General features: G+C 68.4%; 14 protein-coding genes. 8 read left to right on the plus strand and 6 right to left on the minus strand.

What is annotated here, in order from left to right; all coding sequences use genetic code 11:
* Positions 1–28: 28 nt before the first annotated feature.
* Positions 29–772, minus strand: a complete 744-nt coding sequence (rpsB, locus tag EPAKOI_RS08745) for a 30S ribosomal protein S2 (RefSeq protein ID WP_124684147.1) — start codon at positions 770–772, stop codon at positions 29–31.
* A 337-nt stretch (positions 773–1,109) separates the two neighbouring features.
* Between rpsB and map the strand changes: the two genes are divergently transcribed.
* Both map and EPAKOI_RS08755 read left to right on the plus strand, forming a co-directional pair.
* Positions 1,110–1,928, plus strand: a complete 819-nt coding sequence (gene map, locus EPAKOI_RS08750) for a type I methionyl aminopeptidase (protein ID WP_313836518.1) — start codon at positions 1,110–1,112, stop codon at positions 1,926–1,928.
* 79 nt (positions 1,929–2,007) lie between these two features.
* Complete coding sequence (locus EPAKOI_RS08755) at positions 2,008–4,581, plus strand: [protein-PII] uridylyltransferase (protein ID WP_124684145.1); 2,574 nt, start codon at positions 2,008–2,010, stop codon at positions 4,579–4,581.
* A gap of 524 nt (positions 4,582–5,105) precedes the next feature.
* Here EPAKOI_RS08755 and EPAKOI_RS08760 read toward each other — a convergent pair.
* Positions 5,106–5,726 carry a hypothetical protein gene (locus tag EPAKOI_RS08760; protein ID WP_423193504.1) on the minus strand — a complete coding sequence of 207 codons (621 nt, stop codon included), beginning with the start codon at positions 5,724–5,726 and terminating at the stop codon, positions 5,106–5,108.
* Here EPAKOI_RS08760 and EPAKOI_RS08765 point away from each other — a divergent pair.
* On the plus strand, positions 5,707–6,468 hold the full coding sequence (locus EPAKOI_RS08765; protein WP_409558997.1) for a pseudouridine synthase: 762 nt from the start codon (positions 5,707–5,709) through the stop codon (positions 6,466–6,468). The two genes, EPAKOI_RS08760 and EPAKOI_RS08765, sit on opposite strands and share 20 nt — an antisense overlap.
* A 209-nt stretch (positions 6,469–6,677) precedes the next feature.
* Here EPAKOI_RS08765 and def read toward each other — a convergent pair whose 3' ends face one another.
* The 4 genes from def to smc are packed head-to-tail and all read right to left on the minus strand — an operon-like array spanning position 6,678 to position 14,253.
* On the minus strand, positions 6,678–7,211 hold the full coding sequence (gene def, locus EPAKOI_RS08770; RefSeq protein WP_423192016.1) for a peptide deformylase: 534 nt from the start codon (positions 7,209–7,211) through the stop codon (positions 6,678–6,680).
* Positions 7,208–9,349 carry an NAD-dependent DNA ligase LigA gene (gene ligA / locus EPAKOI_RS08775; protein WP_423192017.1) on the minus strand — a complete coding sequence of 714 codons (2,142 nt, stop codon included), beginning with the start codon at positions 9,347–9,349 and terminating at the stop codon, positions 7,208–7,210. The genes def and ligA overlap by 4 nt, the downstream gene beginning before the upstream one ends.
* Before the next feature lie 13 nt (positions 9,350–9,362).
* Positions 9,363–10,736, minus strand: a complete 1,374-nt coding sequence (locus EPAKOI_RS08780; protein ID WP_423192018.1) for a cell division protein ZipA C-terminal FtsZ-binding domain-containing protein — start codon at positions 10,734–10,736, stop codon at positions 9,363–9,365.
* Between the two features lies 1 nt (position 10,737).
* The gene (smc, locus tag EPAKOI_RS08785) at positions 10,738–14,253 is read right to left on the minus strand and encodes a chromosome segregation protein SMC (RefSeq protein ID WP_313836513.1); all 3,516 of its coding nucleotides are present in this window, start codon (positions 14,251–14,253) and stop codon (positions 10,738–10,740) included.
* Between the two features lie 395 nt (positions 14,254–14,648).
* Between smc and EPAKOI_RS08790 the strand changes: the two genes are divergently transcribed.
* The 5 genes from EPAKOI_RS08790 to EPAKOI_RS08810 all read left to right on the plus strand — a co-directional run bounded on the left by EPAKOI_RS08790 (position 14,649) and on the right by EPAKOI_RS08810 (position 18,565).
* Positions 14,649–15,488 carry a ferritin-like domain-containing protein gene (locus EPAKOI_RS08790; RefSeq protein WP_423192019.1) on the plus strand — a complete coding sequence of 280 codons (840 nt, stop codon included), beginning with the start codon at positions 14,649–14,651 and terminating at the stop codon, positions 15,486–15,488.
* 111 nt (positions 15,489–15,599) lie between these two features.
* The gene (dapC, locus tag EPAKOI_RS08795; protein WP_423192020.1) at positions 15,600–16,799 is read left to right on the plus strand and encodes a succinyldiaminopimelate transaminase; all 1,200 of its coding nucleotides are present in this window, start codon (positions 15,600–15,602) and stop codon (positions 16,797–16,799) included.
* A gap of 106 nt (positions 16,800–16,905) precedes the next feature.
* Positions 16,906–17,730 carry a 2,3,4,5-tetrahydropyridine-2,6-dicarboxylate N-succinyltransferase gene (gene dapD, locus EPAKOI_RS08800; protein ID WP_124684137.1) on the plus strand — a complete coding sequence of 275 codons (825 nt, stop codon included), beginning with the start codon at positions 16,906–16,908 and terminating at the stop codon, positions 17,728–17,730.
* 73 nt (positions 17,731–17,803) lie between these two features.
* On the plus strand, positions 17,804–18,163 hold the full coding sequence (locus EPAKOI_RS08805; RefSeq protein WP_253699832.1) for a hypothetical protein: 360 nt from the start codon (positions 17,804–17,806) through the stop codon (positions 18,161–18,163).
* A gap of 54 nt (positions 18,164–18,217) precedes the next feature.
* Positions 18,218–18,565, plus strand: coding sequence for an arsenate reductase (locus EPAKOI_RS08810; protein WP_124684135.1), 348 nt, complete (start codon positions 18,218–18,220; stop codon positions 18,563–18,565).
* Positions 18,566–18,568 lie beyond the last annotated feature (3 nt).

An 18,568-nucleotide genomic window follows, 5' to 3' on the forward strand; every position in this document is an offset into this window, starting at 1 on the left:
TGTCCCGGCCTCAGGCGCCAGCGGGCAATCAGCCTTCCTGGACTTCGACGAATTCGTCGTCGCCGCGAGCGGCTTCCACCACTTCCTGGACCGCATTGGCGCGGCCTTCCAGGATGGCGTCGGCCACGCCGCGCACGTACAGGGCCACGGCCTTGCTCGAATCGTCGTTACCCGGGATCACGTAGTCGATGCCTTCCGGCGTGTGGTTCGTGTCGACCACGCCGATCACGGGGATGCCCAGCTTGTTGGCTTCGGTCACGGCGATCTTGTGGTAGCCGACGTCCACCACGAAGATGGCGTCAGGCACGCCGCCCATGTCCTTGATGCCGCCGATGGACTTTTCCAGCTTTTCCATCTCGCGCTCGAACATCAGCGCTTCCTTCTTGCTCATGGTTTCCAGCGCGCCGGCTTCCTTGGCGGCTTCCATGTCCTTCAGGCGCTTGATCGAGATCTTGACGGTCTTGAAGTTGGTCAGCATGCCGCCGAGCCAGCGGGCATCGACGTAGGGCATGCCGGCGCGGCCGGCTTCCTCGGCCAGGATCTCGCGCGACTGACGCTTGGTACCCACGAAAAGCACGGTACCGCGGTTTGCTGCCAGTTGACGCACGTACTTCAGCGCGTCCTGGAACATCGGCAGGGTCTTTTCGAGGTTGATGATGTGGATCTTGTTGCGATGACCGAAGATGAAGGGGGCCATCTTCGGGTTCCAGAAGCGGGTCTGGTGGCCAAAGTGGCAACCGGCTTCCAGCATTTCGCGCATGGTCACGGACATGTGAGGGACTCCAAAAGGGTTTAGTCTGAAGTCCGCCCCGACATTCCTGAAAAGGAACACCCCGGATGGGCGGACCAGCGATTTACAAACAGTTCGATTTACCGACCCCCGCAGCCCGGTTCCGGACCCACGGCAAGTCAGCCCGCGATTGTAACAACAAAGCGGCCGGTCGCTCAAGCCCTTATTGCGATGCACAAGGACGGCCCCGCCGCGGTTCGGCGGCCCAGGGCCGCCCCGCAAATCCCTGCTTTCTCGTCACGAAGGTGAGATAATCCCGCTTTGCGAACAGTTTCAGGCGCAGTCAGTGGCTGGGCCATCACATTTCAGGCGAAGCAGCATGAGCATCCATATCAATACCGCCGAAGACATCGCCCACATGCGCGTGGCTTGCCGCCTTGCCTCCGAAGTCCTCGACTACATCACCCCGTTCGTCAAGGCCGGCGTGACGACCGGCGAACTCGACCGCCTTTGCCACGCCTACATGCGTGACGTGCAAGGCACCGTGCCGGCCCCGCTGAACTACGCGCCGCCGGGCTACCCGCCCTTCCCCGGCGCCATCTGCACGTCGGTCAACGACGTGATCTGCCACGGCATTCCCGGCGACCGCGTGCTCAAGGGCGGCGACGTGGTCAACCTCGACATCACGGTCATCACCAAGGACGGCTACTACGGCGATACCAGCCGCATGTTCGTGGTGGGCGAGGCATCGATCCTGGCCAAGCGCCTGGCGCAGGTGACCTATGAATGCATGTGGAAGGGTATCCAGCAGGTGCGCAACGGCGCCCGGCTTGGCGATATCGGCCACGCCATCCAGCAGCACGCGGAAGGCGCCGGCTACAGCGTGGTGCGCGAGTACTGCGGCCACGGCATCGGCAAGGTATTCCACTCGGACCCGCAGATCCTCCATTACGGCCGCCCGAACACCGGCATGGAGATCAAGACCGGCATGATCTTCACCGTGGAGCCGATGATCAACGCCGGCAAGCGCGACATCCGCACGATGCCCGACCAGTGGACGGTCAAGACGCGCGACCGCAGCCTGTCGGCCCAGTGGGAGCACACGGTGCTGGTGACGGAGACCGGCTACGAGGTGCTGACGCTGTCCGAAGGCTCGCCCGTGCCGCCGGCCTTCATCACCGACACCGTAGCGGCCTGATCCCGCACCGATAGCCAGGGCGCCCACCAAGGCGCCCTTTCTTCTTCCAGCCGTGCCCGCGCCCACCTTCGAACCGCCCATGGACACCACGCCGGAACTGCTGCTCTGCCAGCGCATACGCGACGCGCTCAAGGCCGCCAAGCAGGCCCTGTTTGCCGAATTCGACGCCAGCAACCAGGTGATGCCGCTGGTCACCCGGCTGCGCCGCGCCGTCGATGCCGCGCTGATCGACGCCTGGACGGGGCTGGAACTGCCCGATTCGGCCGCGCTGGTGGCCGTCGGCGGCTACGGCCGCGGCGAGCTGTTCCCGCATTCCGACGTCGACGTGCTGCTGTTGCTGCGCGACGAGCCCGACGCCGACACGGCCAGCCGCCTGGAGCGCTTCATCGGGCTGTGCTGGGACCTGGGCCTTGAGATCGGCTCGTCGGTGCGCACCGTGGACGATTGCATCCGCGAATCCGCCGCCGACATCACCATCCGTACGTCGCTGCTGGAAGCCCGGCTGCTGACCGGCAGCAGGCCGCTGTTCGGCGAGCTGCAGCAGCGCTACCAGGCCGACATGGACGCGGCCGACTTCTTCCAGGCCAAGCTGCTGGAACTGCGCCAGCGCCACGCCAAGTACCAGGACACGCCGTACGCGCTGGAGCCGAACTGCAAGGAAAGCCCCGGCGGCCTGCGCGACCTTCAGGTGATCCTGTGGATGACCAAGGCGGCCGGCCTGGGCGATAGCTGGAAGCAACTGTTCGAGCGCGGCCTGCTGACCGAGCGCGAGTCGCAGGAACTGGCCCGCAACGAGCGGCTGCTGCGCACCATCCGCGCCCGGCTGCACCTGCTGGCCGGCCGCCGCCAGGACGTGCTGGTCTTCGACATGCAGACCGCGCTGGCCGAATCGTTCGGCTACCGCCAGACCACGCACAAGCGCGCCAGCGAGCAGCTCATGCGCCGCTATTACTGGGCGGCCAAGGCGGTCACGCAGCTCAACAGCGTGCTGCTGCTGAACATCGAGGCCATGCTCTTTCCGAGCGAGTCGATGGTCACGCGCGAGATCAACGAACGGTTCGTCGAGCGCCAGGGCATGCTGGAGATCACCAGCGACGACCTCTACGAGCGCGAGCCGCACGCCATCCTGGAAACGTTCCTGCTCTACGAGCGCACCCCGGGCGTGAAGGGCCTGTCGCCCCGCACGCTGCGCGGCCTGTACAACGCGCGTACGGTGATGGACGCAAGCTGGCGCAACGATCCGGTCAACCGCAAGCTGTTCCTGGCCATCGTGCAGGAGCCGCAGGGCATCACCCACGCGCTGCGGCTGATGAACCAGACCAGCGTGCTGGGCCGCTACCTGATCAATTTCCGGCGCATCGTCGGCCAGATGCAGCACGACCTGTTCCACGTCTACACCGTGGACCAGCACATCCTGATGGTCGTGCGCAACATGCGCCGCTTCGCCATCGTCGAGCACACCCACGAATTCCCGTTCTGCAGCCAGCTGATGGCCGGGTTCGACCGTCCGTGGGTGCTCTGGGTGGCGGCGCTGTTCCACGACATCGCCAAGGGCCGCGGCGGCGACCATTCGAAGCTCGGCACCGTCGATGCGCGGCGCTTCTGCAGGCAGCACGGCATCTCCCGCGAGGACACCGACCTGATCGCCTGGCTCGTCGAGCACCACCTGACCATGAGCCACGTTGCCCAGAAGCAGGACCTGACGGACCCGGACGTGGTGAAGGCGTTTGCCGACGTGGTCGGCAACGAGCGCTACCTGACCGCGCTCTACCTGCTGACCGTGGCCGACATCCGCGGCACCAGCCCGAAGGTGTGGAACGCCTGGAAGGGCAAGCTGCTGGAAGACCTGTACCGCATCACGCTGCGAGTGTTGGGCGGCGCCCGGCTGGACCAGCACTCGCTGTGGGCCCAGAAGCGCGACGACACCATCGCCCAGCTGCGCCTGAAGGCGTTCGACCCCGAGCTGGCCAAGCCGTTGTGGGACAAGCTCGACATGTCGTTCTTCATGCGGCACGATGCGCGCGACATCGCGTGGGTCACGCGACACCTGTTCAACCAGGTCAACAGCGCCAACCCGGTGGTCAAGGCCCGCGTGTCGCCCGCCGGCGAGGGGCTGCAGGTGGTGGTCTACATCAAGGACCAGCCGGACCTGTTCGCGCGCATCTGCGGCTATTTCGAGCGCAAGGCGTTCTCGATCCAGGATGCCAAGATCGAGACCACGCGCGACGGCTACGCGCTGGACACGTTCCAGATCACCGACCCCGGCCTGGCCGGCGACTACCGCGACATCCTGGCGCTGGTCGAGCATGAACTGGCCGAGCGCGTGCGCCTGGAGTGCCCGCTGCCCGAGCCGACGCAGGGCCGGCTGTCGCGCCAGTCGCGCAGCTTCCCGATCAAGCCGCGCGTGGACCTGCGCCCCGACGAGCGCGGCCAGTACTACCTGCTGTCGGTGTCGGCCAACGACCGCACCGGCCTGCTGTACGCCATAGCCCGCGTGCTGGCCAAATACCGCGTGTCCGTCCATTCGGCGCGCATCAACACCCTCGGCGAACGCGTGGAAGACGTGTTCCTGGTCGATGGCTCGCGCCTGACCGCCGACAACCGATTGCAGATTCAAGTGGAACAGGATTTGCTCGACGCGCTGGCCATCTGATCCCCCGATGGCCGGCGCGCGAGCGCTTGGAAAGATATGACAGACAGCAATACCTCCGGCCGCAAGACACTGGGCGTCAAGGCCTCCACCTCGGGCGCGCCCCGCAAGGCCACCCGCCCGGTGCGCGTGTCGGACCTGAACCGCAAGCGCGTGCAGGACGTGGTCTCCGGCATCAAGCAGGCCAAGGAACGCGCGGCCGACAAGGACAAGCGCAAGCCCGCGCCGGCCGACACGGCACCGCGCCAGGATCGCCAGGCCCGCCCGGCGCGTCCCCGCCCGGCCGACGGCGAGCGGGCCCCGCGCCGGTTCGAAGGCGAGCGGGATCAGCGCCCGCGCCGCTTCGAAGGCGAGCGCGACGAGCGTCCGCGTCGCTTCGAGGGTGAACGCGCCGATCAACCCCGCCGTTTTGAAGGCGAGCGCACAGAGCGTCCGCGCCGCTTCGAGGGTGAACGCACGGAGCGCCCCCGCCGCTTTGAGGGCGAACGCACCGAGCGCCCCCGTCGTTTCGAAGGCGAGCGTACCGATCAACTCCGCCGCTTCGAAGGCGAGCGCACCGAGCGCCCCCGACGCTTCGAAGGCGAGCGCACCGAGCGTCCACGCCGCTTTGAAGGCGAACGCACCGAGCGCCCACGCCGCTTTGAAGGCGAGCGCACCGAGCAGCCCCGCCGCTTCGAAGGCGAGCGCACCGAGCGCCCTCGTCGCTTCGAAGGCGAGCGCACCGAGCGTCCACGCCGCTTCGAAGGCGAACGCACCGAGCAGCCCCGACGCTTCGATGGCGAACGCACCGAGCGCCCGCGCCGCTTCGAAGGCGAGCGCACCGAGCGCCCCCGCCGCTTCGAAGGCGAGCGCACCGACCGTCCCCGACGCTTTGAAGGCGAGCGCACCGACCGTCCCCGCCGCTTCGAAGGCGAGCGTGACGAGCGCCCGCGTCGCTTTGGCGATGACGCGCGGACCGAGCGGCCGCGGCGGGATGATGCCGCGCCGCGCCGTGGCACTGCGCCGGCGCGTCGTTTCAGCGATACCGCCGACCGCGCCCGTCCGGCGCGCCCCGAGCGCGGCGAGCGGACCGACCGGGCCGACCGCCCCGCCCCGCAGCCGGCTGCCGAGCCGCGCGAGGACGGGCTGGTGCGGCTGTCCAAGCGCATGTCCGAGCTGGGCCTGTGCTCGCGCCGCGAGGCCGACGAGTGGATCCCGCGCGGCTGGGTGCTGGTGGACGGCGAGCCGATCACCGAACTGGGCACCCGCGTGCGCCCCGACGCCGAGATCGAGATCCGGCAGGAAGCCCGCTCCGAGCAGGGCGAGCGCGTGACCGTGCTGCTGAACAAGCCGGTCGGCTACGTGTCCGGCCAGGCCGAGGACGGCTACGAGCCCGCCGCGGTGCTGTTCGCGCCCGAGAACCAGTGGGAAGAGGACCCCACGCGCAAGCGCTTTGCGCCCTGGCAGCGCAAGAACCTGGCCCCCGCCGGCCGGCTCGACATCGATTCCACGGGCCTGCTGGTGCTGACGCAGGACGGCCGCGTGGCGCGCGCGCTGATCGGCGACGACTCCACCGTCGAGAAGGAATACCTGGTGCGCGTGGTCTGGGAATCGCCGCAGGGGCCGGTGGAACGCAATATCAGCGCGGTCTTCCCGGAAGACCTGCTGGAGCGGCTGCGCTTCGGCCTGTCGCTCGACGGCGTGGCGCTGAAGCCGGCCAAGGTGAGCTGGCAGAACGAGGAGCAGCTACGCTTCGTGCTGCGCGAAGGCCGCAAGCGCCAGATCCGCCGCATGTGCGAACAGGTGGGGCTGAAGGTGGTGGGCCTGAAGCGCGTCCGCATGGGCCGCATCGCCCTGGGCGACCTGCCGCCGGGCAAGTGGCGCTTCCTGGGGCAGTTCGAAAAGTTCTGAGTTCAGGGCTTGCGGGGGACGAGTCGGCAAGCAGAAGCTCGGCGCCCTCTCCCCCGGCCCCTCTCCCGCGCGCGGGAGAGGGGAGAACACCGTCGGGAGATCAAGCCTGAACTGGCCAATGGTTTGCTCCCCTCTCCCGCCTGCGGGAGAGGGGCCGGGGGAGAGGGCCAGCGCCGCAAGCCGCGACAACCCAGCCATCACCCCCAACCTCAATCGTCGTAATTCGCCGGCAGTTCCGGAAACAGGATCTCCGTGAACCCGAACCGCGTGAAATCCTTGATCCGCATCGGGTACAGCACGCCGATCAGGTGGTCGCATTCGTGCTGGACCACACGGGCGTGGAAGCCTTCGGCCACGCGCTCGATCGGGTTGCCGAGCATGTCGAAGCCCGAGTACCTGAGCCGCAGGTGGCGTGGCACCACGCCGCGCAGCCCCGGCACCGACAGGCAGCCTTCCCAGCCCTCCTCCATCTCGTCGGACAGCGGCTCCAGCACCGGATTGATCAGCACGGTCTTGGGCACGGTGGGCGCGTCCGGGTAGCGCGGATTCCGGTCGAAGCCGAAGATCACCACCTGCAGGTCGACGCCGATCTGCGGCGCGGCCAGGCCGGCGCCGTTGGCGTGTTCCATCGTGTCGAACATGTCGTCGATCAGCAGCCGCAGCTCTGGCGTGTTGAACTGCGTCACGGGCCGCGCCTGCTGCAGCAGCCGGGAATCGCCCATCTTCAGGATTTCGCGGATCATTGTGGCTCTCCTTCGCCGGCGTCGGCCAGCAGCTTCAGCATCCCGTCCTCGTCCAGCACGGGCACGCCCAGGGCCTGGGCCTTCTCCAGCTTGCTGCCCGCCTCGGCGCCGGCCACCACGTAGTCGGTCTTCTTTGACACGGAGCCCGCCACCTTGGCGCCGGCGGCCTCCAGCTTTTCCTTGGCGTCCTCGCGCGACAGCGTCGGCAGCGTGCCGGTCAGCACGATGGTCTTGCCGGCCAGCGGCAGCGGCGCGCGGGCCGTGGGCTCCGATTCCGGCCAGTGTACGCCCGCCGCGCGAAGCTGTTCGATCACCTCGACGTTGTGCGATTCGGCCAGAAAGCCCGCGATCGACTGGGCCACGACCGGCCCCACGTCGTTGACTTCCAGCAGCGCGGCCTCGTCGGCCGCCAGCAGGTTGTCGAGCTTGCCGAAGTGCTTGGCCAGGTCCTTGGCCGTGGCCTCGCCGACATGGCGGATGCCCAGCGCGAAGATGAACCGGTTCAGTGTGGTGGACCGCGACTTGTCGATGGCGGCCACGAGGTTCGTCGCCGACTTGTCGGCCATGCGGTCCAGCGCGGCCAGCTTGGCCACGCCGAGCTTGTAGAGGTCGGCCGGCGTGCGGACGATGCCCATGTCCACCAGCTGCTCGACGATCTTGTCGCCCAGCCCGTCGATGTCCATCGCGCGCCGCTGCGCGAAGTGGATCAGCGCCTGCTTGCGCTGCGCCGCGCAGATCAGCCCGCCCGTGCAGCGTGCCACGGCCTCGCCTTCCAGCTTCTCGACGTGCGACCCGCACACCGGGCACGCGGTGGGCATCACGAACGCGCGGGCGTCGGCCGGGCGGCGTTCCAGCACCACGGCCACCACCTCGGGGATGACGTCGCCGGCGCGCCGCACGATCACCGTATCGCCCACGTGCACGTCCTTGCGGCGGATCTCGTCCTCGTTGTGCAGCGTGGCGTTGGTCACCGTCACGCCGCCCACGAACACGGGCGCCAGCCGCGCCACCGGGGTAATCGCGCCGGTGCGGCCGACCTGCACCTCGATGTCCTCGACCGTCGTGGTCATCTCCTGGGCCGGGAACTTGTGCGCCAGCGCAAAGCGCGGCGCGCGCGAGACAAAGCCCAGTTGCTCCTGCTCGGGAATCGCGTTGACCTTGTACACCACGCCGTCGATGTCGTACGGCAACTGGTCGCGCCGGGCGCCGATGTCACGATGGAACGACAGCAGCCCCTGGGCACCCTTCACCACCCGGCGCTCGTCGCAGACGGGCAGGCCCAGCGCGGCAAACCCGTCCAGCATCACCGCGTGCGTGGGCGGGCGCTCGGCGCCCTCCAGCTCGCCCAGCCCGTAGGCAAAGAACGACAGCGGCCGCCTGGCCGTAATGCGCGGGTCCAGCTGGCGCAGGCTGCCGGCGGCGGCGTTGCGCGGGTTGACGAAGGTCTTCTCGCCGGCCTCGGCCTGGCGCGCGTTGAGCTTGTCGAAATCGGCGCGGTACATGAACACCTCGCCGCGCACTTCCAGCACGGCCGGCGCCTTGCCGCGCAGCTTCAGCGGGATGTCCTTGATCGTCCGCACGTTCGCAGTCACGTCCTCGCCGGTCTCGCCGTCGCCGCGCGTGGCGGCCTGCACGAGCCGGCCGTCCTCGTAGCGTAGCGACATCGCCAGGCCGTCGAACTTCAGTTCGCAGCTATATTCCACGCCGTTGTCGTCCGCCTCGGCGGCGCTGAACAGGTCGTCGGCCGGCGCGGCCACGGCGGTCCGGCCCAGCCCCTGCGCGCAGCGGCGGTCGAAGCTGACCACGTCCTCGTCCTCGAACCCGTTGTTCAGCGACAGCATCGGCACGCGGTGGCGCACCGTGTCGAACGCGGCCAGCGGCGCCCCGCCCACGCGCTGGGTGGGCGAGTCGTCGGTCAGCAGGTCGGGATGCTCGGTTTCCAGCGCCTGGAGCTCGCTGAACAGCGCGTCGTAGTCGGCGTCGGGGATGGTCGGCGCATCGAGCACGTAGTACTGGTAGCTATGGCGATCCAGTTCGGCGCGCAGCCATTGCACGCGCTCGGCGGGAGAGGCGTCGGCCGGCAATGCGCCGGCGGGCGCGGGGGCCGGAGCCCGCGCGCCTTCGTTCTTGGCGGTCATAGGGGGCTTGTCGTCAGACGCTGAACAGCCGCTGGGCCACCGGCGATCCGGCCGGCATGCCGCGCGCTTCCAGCTTTTCGTAGAGTTTTTCGAGCTGGGTGAAGATGGCCACGAACGACGCCTCGCTGAGTGGGCGCATGTTGTCGTCCACCAGTTGCGCGCCCATCCGCTGGGCCAGGCTGTAGCCGTACTCGCAGACCGTCTTGAACGGCTTGATGGCCTGCGCGGCCTGCGGCACGTCCAGCAGCAGCGTGATCTGGCGGCCCGCGTTCAGCGTCAGGTCGTCGCGCAGGAAGTTCGTGTCGCCGAACTGCAGCGTGAACAGCGGCTTCTGCACGCCGTCGGCGCCCGGTTCATAGCGGATGAAGCGCGTGCCGTCGCGGGACAGCACCAGGCCGTCCTGCGTGGCCACGGTCTGCACGTAGGCGGCCGACCACGGCGCGCCATCGGAAATCACGTTCACGCCAAGCTGCACGTCCGCGCTGGCGGCAAACCCGTCCAGTTCGCGCGCGTTGGCCACGGTTTCTGTCATGTCGGGCAGTTCGGCCGACGCGTCCAGCGCCTCCGCCAGCGCCTCCACGGCGTTGACGAATTCCGAGAACTCCAGCGCGTTGAGCGGGCCGCTGCGGTTGGCCAGCTGCACCGCCACCTGCAGGTCTTCGTACTGGTGGCCGGCGGTCACCGGCTCCCAGGCGTTCGATTCCACGCGCAGGCCCTCGATGTGGACCTGCTTGGTGCCGGCGCGGCGCAGCCGGCCGGTCAGCGGCAGGATGCGGTCGCCCGACGCCTTGCGCTCCAGGTGCATCGGCACGATGCAGTCGATCAGCGGGTCGATCGTCGCCGGCGCGGGCTGGCCGTCCAGCGGGGCGGGCTCGACGTCCGGGCGAGGCTTCGCCTCGGCGGCTTTCGCGGGTTCAGCGGATTGGGGCGGAGGGGCCGGATGGACCGGCGCCAGTGCTTCGGCCTCCGCCTGGGCGTCGGCCGGCGCCGCGTGGGCGCCAGCGTGGGCAGCCGGGGCTGCGGCGACGGCCACTTCGTCGGTCACGATCTCGTCGGCATCGGCCGTGCTTGCCGCGGCGTGCGCGGCGGCCGAGGCCGTCGCCACGGCTGCGGCGTCGGCGTCCGTGTCATGGCGCAGGCCCTTGCCGGCCTCGCCCAGCGTCGGCTCGCGGCGCGAGACGTGCTCGGGCGGCGGGGCCTCGCGCAGCTTGGCTTCCGTTTCCGGCTGGATGGTCTTGCCCACCACCGGCTCGCGCATCGGCGGCAGGTCGTCCTCGGGCATCAGCGGCCGCACGCGGCGCGCCTTGTGGATCTGCCAGCGGTTATAGGCCACCAGCAACAGGAGCAATACAACACCCGCGATGATCAGTGCGTTCTGCAGTTCCATCTTAAGCGGCCTCCGCCATCGATACGGCTGCATCCATGTCCACCGCCACGATCCGCGAGACCCCCTGCTCCTGCATCGTCACGCCAATCAACTGGTGGGCCATCTCCATCGCAATCTTGTTGTGGGAAATAAAAACGAACTGTGTCTTGTCCGACATACGCGCCACCATGTTGGCGTAGCGCTCGGTGTTGGCGTCGTCCAGCGGGGCGTCCACCTCGTCCAGCAGGCAGAACGGCGCCGGGTTGAGCTGGAACATCGCAAACACCAGCGCGATGGCCGTCAGCGCCTTCTCGCCACCCGAGAGCAGGTGGATCGTCGAGTTCTTCTTGCCGGGCGGCTGGGCCATCACCTGCACGCCGGCGTCGAGGATTTCCTCGCCGGTCATGATCAGCCGCGCCTGTCCGCCGCCGAACAGCGACGGGAACAGCTCGCCGAAGTGGTGGTTGACCTGGTCGAACGTGCCTTGCAGCAGCGCGCGGGTTTCCTGGTCGATCTTGGCGATGGCGTCTTCCAGCGTGTTGATCGCGTCGGTCAGGTCGGCCGACTGGGCATCGAGGAACGTCTTGCGCTCGCGCGCGGCGGCCAGTTCGTCCAGCGCCGCCATGTTGACGGGGCCCAGCGCGTTGATCGCGTTGTTCAGGCGCGTCACCTCGCCCTGCAGGTACGACGGCTTCAGGTCGCCGGTCAGCTTCTGGGCCAGCGCGGCCTCGTCCACCTCGGCCGTGGCCAGTTGCTCGGTGAACTGCTCCTGGTTCAGGCGCGCGGCCTGCTCCTTGAGCTGGTATTCGGTGATGCGGTCGCGCAGCGGCTGCAGGCTGCGCTCGGCGGCCAGCCGCTGTTCGTCGAACTGGCGTAGCTGGGCCGACAGCGCGTCCAGCTCGATGCGCGCGGCGGCCAGCTTCTGTTCCTTCTCGGCGCGCACTTCCAGCGCTTCCTGCAGGCCGGTGTTGGCGGTCTGCTCGTTGATCGTTTCCAGCTCGGCGCGGGCGTTTTCCAGTGATTCGGCCACGCGCTCGCTCTGGTCGGCGGCCATCTGGATGTTGCGGCGCAGCTCGTCGATGCGGCCGGACAGGTTGCGCTCGGCGAACACGGCCTCCTGGGCGGCGCGTTCGAGGTCGCGCAACTGCTGGCGCGCGTTCGTGAGCCGGGTATCCAGCGCGTCGAAGGCCATCTGCTGGTCCTCGTGCGACGCCTGCAGCTCGGCCAGCTGCGTATCGTGCTGTTCGAAGCTCGCCTCGGATTCGGCGCGGATCGCGCGCTGTTCGTCGATCTGGGCGTCGATCTCGGCCAGTTCCTCGCGGATCTGGTTGCTGCGGGCCGAAAAGCGCTCCATGGCCTGCGACAGCTTGAGCACGTCCATCTGCAGCGCGTGCACGCGGCGCGTGGCCTGCTCGGCCCGGGCGCGGGCCTCGATCAGCGTGGTGCTGGCGTGCGTGTAGGCCGTCTCGGCGCGCACGGCCTGCGACTTGGCCTCGTCGGCCAGCAGCAGTTGCGCGCGCGACTGCTTCTGCAGGTTCTCGATTTCCTGCTCGCGGGCCAGCATGCCGGCCTGCTCGGAATCGGCGGCGTAGATCTGGATGCCGTTGCGGCCCACCAGATGGCCGTCGGCCACCACGAACTGGGCGCCTTCGGGCAGCGTGTGGCGGGCGGCCAGCGCCTGCGGCAGGTCGGTGGCCGTGTAGACATCGGCCAGCCATTCCTGCATCACGGCGCGGATGCCCGGCTCGGTGATCTGCACCAGCGACATCAGCGGCCGCAGCCCGGCCGGGGCCTCGACGGGCCGCGCGGCGGCCGGCGGCGTGTAGAACGCCAGCTTGGCGGGCGGGGCATCGGACAGGAAACCCTTGATCCCGTCCAGGTCGGACACTTCCAGCGCCGCGAGCTTCTCGCGCAGCACCGATTCCAGCGCGTTTTCCCAGCCCGGCTCAATATGGACTTTCTTCCACAGGCGCGGCAGCTCGGCCAGCCCGTGGCGCTCCAGCCACGGCTGGACCTTGCCGTCGGCCTGCACGCTTTCCTGCAACTGGCGCAGGGCCGCCAGGCGGGCGTCGAGCGAGGCGATGGCGGCGGCCTCGCTGGTCACGCGCTCCTGCGCGGCGCGGCGCTCAGCATCCAGGCGCGGCAGCGCTTCCTCGGCCTCGGTCAGCGCGGCCTGCGCTTCCTCCTGCATGGCTTCCTGCTCGGCCAGGTCCATCCGGAGTTCTTCCAGACGCACCTCGTCGGGCCGGTCCAGCCCCTGTTCCTCGCCCTTCAGGCGTTCCTTGCGCTGCTCAAGCTGCTGCAGCATCTGGTTGGCGTTGCGCTGGTGCGCCGCTTCGAGCTTCAGCGCCTGCTCGGCCTGCATGATGCCGCTGCGCTGGTCGTTGAGCTTCTGCTGGGCGTCGCGCCATTGCGCTTCCAGCGTCGGCAGTTCCTCGCTCTTCTGGGCCACGGTGTCCTGGGCTTCGAGCGTGCGGGCCTCGGCCAGCGCCAGGTCTTCCTCGGCCTGCGCGATGTCGTCGTTGGCCTGGTCGGCCTTGCCCTGCCACTGCTCGCGCTGGGCGGTCAGCGCGGCGATCTGCGCCTGCAGCCGGTTGCGCGATTCCACCACGTAGCGGATCTCGGCTTCGAGCTTGCTGACTTCGGCATTGGCTTCGTAGAGCGCGCCCTGGGCGGCGTGCATGCCGTCCGACGCCGCGTAGTGGGCCGCGCGCATCGTCTCCAGCTCGGCCTCGACGTGGCGCAACTGGGCGGTCTGGGCTTCCAGGTCGATCTGCGCCTGCTCGATGGCCCGGGCGTGCCGCTCCTGCTCGGCCTGCGCCTCGCGCTTGCGCAGCAGCCACAGCAGGTGCTGCTTTTCCTCGCCTTCGGACTGCAACTGGCGGAAGCGCTGCGCCACCTCGGCCTGGCCTTCCAGCTTTTCCAGGTTGTTGCCCAGTTCGCGCAGGATGTCTTCCACGCGGGTCAGGTTCTCGCGGGTGTCCGACAGCCGGTTCTCGGTCTCGCGGCGGCGTTCCTTGTACTTCGACACGCCGGCCGCTTCTTCCAGGAAGATCCGCATGTCGTCAGGCTTGGCCTCGATGATCCGCGAGATCATGCCCTGCCCGATGATCGCGTAGGCGCGCGGGCCCAGGCCGGTGCCCAGGAAGATGTCCTGGATGTCCTTGCGGCGCACCGGCTGGTTGTTGATGTAGTAGGACGAGGTGCCATCGCGCGTCAGCACGCGCTTGACCGCCACTTCGGCGTACTGGCTCCATTGCCCGGCGGCGCGGCCTTCGGCGTTGTCGAAGACCAGTTCCACGCTGGCCCGGCCGGCCTGCTTGCGCGCCGTGGAGCCGTTGAAGATCACGTCCTGCATGGATTCGCCGCGCAGCTCCGACGCACGTGACTCACCCAGCACCCAGCGCACCGCGTCGATGATGTTGGACTTGCCGCAGCCGTTGGGACCTACGATGCCGACCAGTTGGCCCGGCACTTGAAAATTGGTGGGATCGACGAAGGACTTGAAGCCCGCCAGCTTGATCGAGGACAGTCGCACGGTTGTCGTGTGGTTTGGGCGATACGAATTGGGAAATGCCGGGCCCATGCCGGAGAACACGGCATGGCGTGACGCCTGCGCCGCAAAATGCCCCCGGGGCCCGATAGATTGGCGCTAATCATACCATCGCCAATCCATGGGTCGGCCGCTTTATCGCCCGCGACGCCCGCCGCTCCGCGACGTTCCGCTCAAACCGAAAAGCCATAACTTTCCGAGGGTTGCGCGCGATTCTGCAAGCGTTTTCCACACCGGCTCGTTGTTTCATGAAAACGTCACACCGCCCGGCCGGACTGAAACTAATCAGGGTTAGTGCTAGTCTTTGCAATGGTTGGCGTGACGCCGGAGACCCCTCTGGCAAGCGCTGTCCCCGCCGCACCGCCGCAGGAGGATCGAGCATGACTGCAACACCGCCGGCCCAGGCGCCGGCCGACCTGCCCTGGTCGATTGCCGACATCGACTACGCTGCCATCGACGTCGCACGCGTCCGCGACAACCGCACCCTGTTCTACCTGCTCGTCGGGGCCTCGTTCGTCGAGAGCGGGTCCGACACCTACGCCGGCAACCTGGCCAGCTACTACGCCGCCGTGCCCGAGGCCGCCGAATGGCTGTCGCGCCACTGGGAGGCCGAGGAACTGCAGCACGGCCTGGCCCTGCGCCGCTACGTCGAGCACGTCTGGCCCGATTTCGACTGGGAACTGGGCTATCGCCGGTTCTTCGAGGAGTACAGCGCCACCTGTTCGATCGACAACTTCGAGCCGACCCTGGCGCTGGAAATGGCGGCCCGCTGCGTGGTGGAGACCGGCACGGCGTCCTACTACCGGGCGCTGGAGCAGGCCAGCGACGAGCCGGTGCTGCGCGACCTCTCCCGGCGCATCGCCAGCGACGAGGTGCGCCACTACAAGCATTTCTTCCGCTATTTCAACGAGTTGAGCGACCGCGAGCGGCTTGGGCGCGGCAAGGTGCTGTCGGCGCTGGCGCGCCGGCTGCTCGAAATCAAGAACGAGGATACCGAGATCGCGCTGCGCAACGTGCTGCGCGTGGAACAGGGCCGCGAGGACGTGCCCGAGCGCGAAGTCCGGGCGCTGAACTCGCGCTGCAGCGCAGTGGTGCGGCGCCATCTGCCGATCGAGATGACGGTCAAGATGCTGTTGCGGCCCCTGCACCTGCACGCGCGGCTGGAGAGCCTGGTCAGGCGGCCGATCGTCGCCATGGTGTCCCGCGTGATGCTGTACTGAGGCCTTGCCACAGGCCCGCGGCGCCGGCGCCGCACGGCCGGCACGGCGCCTGTGGCGGCGCGCGGCATTCCTTTATAATGCTGCGTTTCAACCGCCGCCCCGCCTGCCACCGTGAATCCGCGCCTCGACCTGCTCCAGACCTATCCTTTCGAGAAACTGCGCGGGCTGGTGGCCGATGTGAAACCGGCCGACAAGCCGGCCATCAGCTTCGGCATCGGCGAACCCAAGCATCCCACGCCGCAGTTCATCAAGGACGCGATGACCGCGTCGCTGTCCGGGCTGGCCGTCTACCCGGCCACGGCTGGCACCAGCGAACTGCGCGAGACCATCGCCGGCTGGCTGGAGCGCCGCTACGGGCTGCCGAAGGTCGATGCCGCCACCGAGGTGCTGCCGGTCAGCGGATCCCGCGAGGCGCTGTTCGCGTTCGCGCAGACCGTCATCGACGCCAGCCAGCCCGACCCGCTGGTGCTGTGCCCGAACCCGTTCTACCAGATCTACGAAGGCGCGGCCCTGCTGGCCGGCGCCCGGCCGGTCTTTGCCAACAGCGACCCGGCCCGCAACTTCGCGCCCGCGTTCGACCAGATCGGCGCCGACGTCTGGCCCCGCGTGCAGCTGCTCTACGTCTGCTCGCCGGGCAACCCCACGGGTGCCGTGCTGTCGCTGGACGACTGGAAGCAGTTGTTCGACCTGTCCGACCGCTACGGCTTCGTGATCGCGTCGGACGAGTGCTATTCCGAGATCTATTTCGACGAGGCCACGCCGCCGTTGGGCGCGCTGGAAGCCGCCCACAAGCTGGGCCGGGGCTTCGAGCGGCTGGTGATGTTCTCCAGCCTGTCCAAGCGGTCCAACGTGCCGGGCCTGCGCTCGGGCTTCGTGGCCGGCGACGCGGCCATCCTGCGCAAGTTCCTGCTGTACCGCACCTACCACGGCGCGGCGCTGAACCCGGCCGTGCAGGCCGCCAGCGTGGCCGCGTGGCGCGACGAGTCGCACGTGCGCGACAACCGAGCCGCCTACGTGCGCAAGTTTGCCGAGGTCACGCCGCTGCTGGCCGAGGTGCTGGACGTGGCCCTGCCCGACGCGGCGTTCTACCTCTGGGCCGACGTCTCGCGCACGGGCCTGACCGATACCGAATTCGCGGTGCGCCTGCTGGCCGAACAGAACGTGGCCGTGCTGCCCGGCAGCTACCTGGCGCGCGATGCCCACGGCGTGAACCCCGGCCGCAACCGCGTGCGCATGGCCCTGGTGGCCACGCCCGACGAATGCCTGGAGGGCGCGCGCCGGATCGTCGAGTTCTGCAAGTCGCTGGGCTGACGCGGCGCGCACGCTTTTTCCTGCTTCACCGATCGAATGCCCTGGCGCCGGGGCGCAAAGCTTCCGGCGCCTTCCCCTGAACACAATCACTACCGAGAACACCATCATGACGCAAGCTCTGCAAGCCCTGATCGACCAGGCCTGGGAAGACCGCACCAGCCTGAGCCCGAAGTCCGCGCCGAACGATATCCGCGAAGCCGTGGCCAACGTGATTTCGCAGCTCGACAACGGCTCGCTGCGCGTGGCCGAGAAGCAAGGCAAGGAATGGATCGTCAACCAGTGGGTCAAGAAGGCCGTGCTGCTGTCGTTCCGCCTGGAAGACAACGCGCCGATGAGCGCCGGCGGCTTTGCCCAGTTCTACGACAAGGTGCCCACCAAGTTCGCCAACTGGAGCCAGGAAGACTTTGCCCGCGCCGGCTTCCGCGTGGTGCCGCCGGCCGTGGCCCGCCGTGGCTCGTACATTGCCAAGAACGCCGTGCTGATGCCGTCGTACACGAACATCGGCGCCTACGTGGACGAAGGCACGATGGTCGACACCTGGGCCACCGTGGGCTCGTGCGCGCAGATCGGCAAGAACGTTCACCTGTCGGGCGGCGTGGGCATCGGCGGCGTGCTGGAGCCGCTGCAGGCCAACCCGGTCATCATCGAGGACAACTGCTTCATCGGCGCCCGTTCGGAAGTGGTGGAAGGCGTGATCGTGGAAGAGAACTCGGTCATCTCGATGGGCGTGTACCTGGGCCAGTCGACCAAGATCTACGACCGCGAGACCGGCGAGATCCACTACGGCCGCGTGCCGGCCGGGTCGGTCGTGGTGGCCGGCAACCTGCCGTCGAAGGACGGCAAGTACAGCCTGTACTGCGCCGTGATCGTCAAGAAGGTGGACGCCCAGACCCGCGCCAAGACCAGCCTGAACGACCTGCTGCGCGACTGATCCGTCGCGCCTGCCGCCGGGCCCGCCCCGGCGGCCGGACACCCCGCCGATGCCATCCCTCCGCAAGCGACTCATGGCCCTCGACCCCGCTACCGTCAGTACCGTGCTCTCCCTGCTGCCCACCATCCTCGAACAGGCCAACAAGACCATCGAGAAGCTCAAGAAAGGCAAGCGCAAGGACGATGCCGCGCCCGCCGACAGCGCCGAGCCGCGCGACCCGGCCGCGCGCATCGCGGAACTGGAGGCCGCGGCCGTGCAGCAGGCCGAGGCGGTCAAGATGCTGGCCGAGCAGCACGCCATCACCATCGAGGCGCTGCGCAAGGAGGCCGGCCGGCTGGACCGCCGGCTGCGCCTGATGACCGCCGTGGCCATGGCCGGCGTGGCATTCGGCCTGGGCGGGCTGGTCATCGCGATCAACCTGCTGTTCCGCTGACCGCGCCAGCCCATCCCGCGGCTTTCCCGCTACCCCTATTCCGCACCCGGCACCATGACCGTCCTGCTCTACGGCATTCCCAACTGCGACACCGTCAAGAAAGCCCGCACGTGGCTGGACACGAACGGCGTCGCCTACACGTTCCACGATTTCAAGAAACAGGGCGTCGACGCCGCCATGCTCAACGCCTGGCTCAAGCACGTGCCGCTGGCTGTGCTGCTGAACAAGAAAGGCACCACCTACCGCGCGCTGTCCGATGCGGACAAGGCCCGCGCGGAGAGCGAAGCTGGCGCCGTGGCCCTGATGCAGGCCAGCCCGTCGCTGATCAAGCGCCCGGTCCTCGACCGCGATGGCCAGGTCAGCGTCGGTTTTTCCGCCGACACCTACGCCTCGCTGTTCTGACGT

The sequence above is a fragment of the Cupriavidus sp. H18C2 genome (genome assembly GCF_049393795.1).
GTDB classification, from domain to species: Bacteria; Pseudomonadota; Gammaproteobacteria; order Burkholderiales; family Burkholderiaceae; genus Cupriavidus; species Cupriavidus pauculus_C.

Bases quoted from the DNA above. Each gene is read 5' to 3' on its own strand.
- rpsB (WP_124684147.1), bottom strand. From the start codon at position 772: ATGTCCGTGACCATGCGCGAAATGCTGGAAGCCGGTTGCCACTTTGGC.
- map (WP_313836518.1), top strand. From the start codon at position 1,110: ATGAGCATCCATATCAATACCGCCGAAGACATCGCCCACATGCGCGTG.
- EPAKOI_RS08755 (WP_124684145.1), top strand. From the start codon at position 2,008: ATGGACACCACGCCGGAACTGCTGCTCTGCCAGCGCATACGCGACGCG.
- EPAKOI_RS08760 (WP_423193504.1), bottom strand. From the start codon at position 5,726: ATGCGCTTGGACAGCCGCACCAGCCCGTCCTCGCGCGGCTCGGCAGCC.
- def (WP_423192016.1), bottom strand. From the start codon at position 7,211: ATGATCCGCGAAATCCTGAAGATGGGCGATTCCCGGCTGCTGCAGCAG.
- ligA (WP_423192017.1), bottom strand. From the start codon at position 9,349: ATGACCGCCAAGAACGAAGGCGCGCGGGCTCCGGCCCCCGCGCCCGCC.
- EPAKOI_RS08780 (WP_423192018.1), bottom strand. From the start codon at position 10,736: ATGGAACTGCAGAACGCACTGATCATCGCGGGTGTTGTATTGCTCCTG.
- EPAKOI_RS08790 (WP_423192019.1), top strand. From the start codon at position 14,649: ATGACTGCAACACCGCCGGCCCAGGCGCCGGCCGACCTGCCCTGGTCG.
- dapD (WP_124684137.1), top strand. From the start codon at position 16,906: ATGACGCAAGCTCTGCAAGCCCTGATCGACCAGGCCTGGGAAGACCGC.
- EPAKOI_RS08805 (WP_253699832.1), top strand. From the start codon at position 17,804: ATGGCCCTCGACCCCGCTACCGTCAGTACCGTGCTCTCCCTGCTGCCC.
- EPAKOI_RS08810 (WP_124684135.1), top strand. From the start codon at position 18,218: ATGACCGTCCTGCTCTACGGCATTCCCAACTGCGACACCGTCAAGAAA.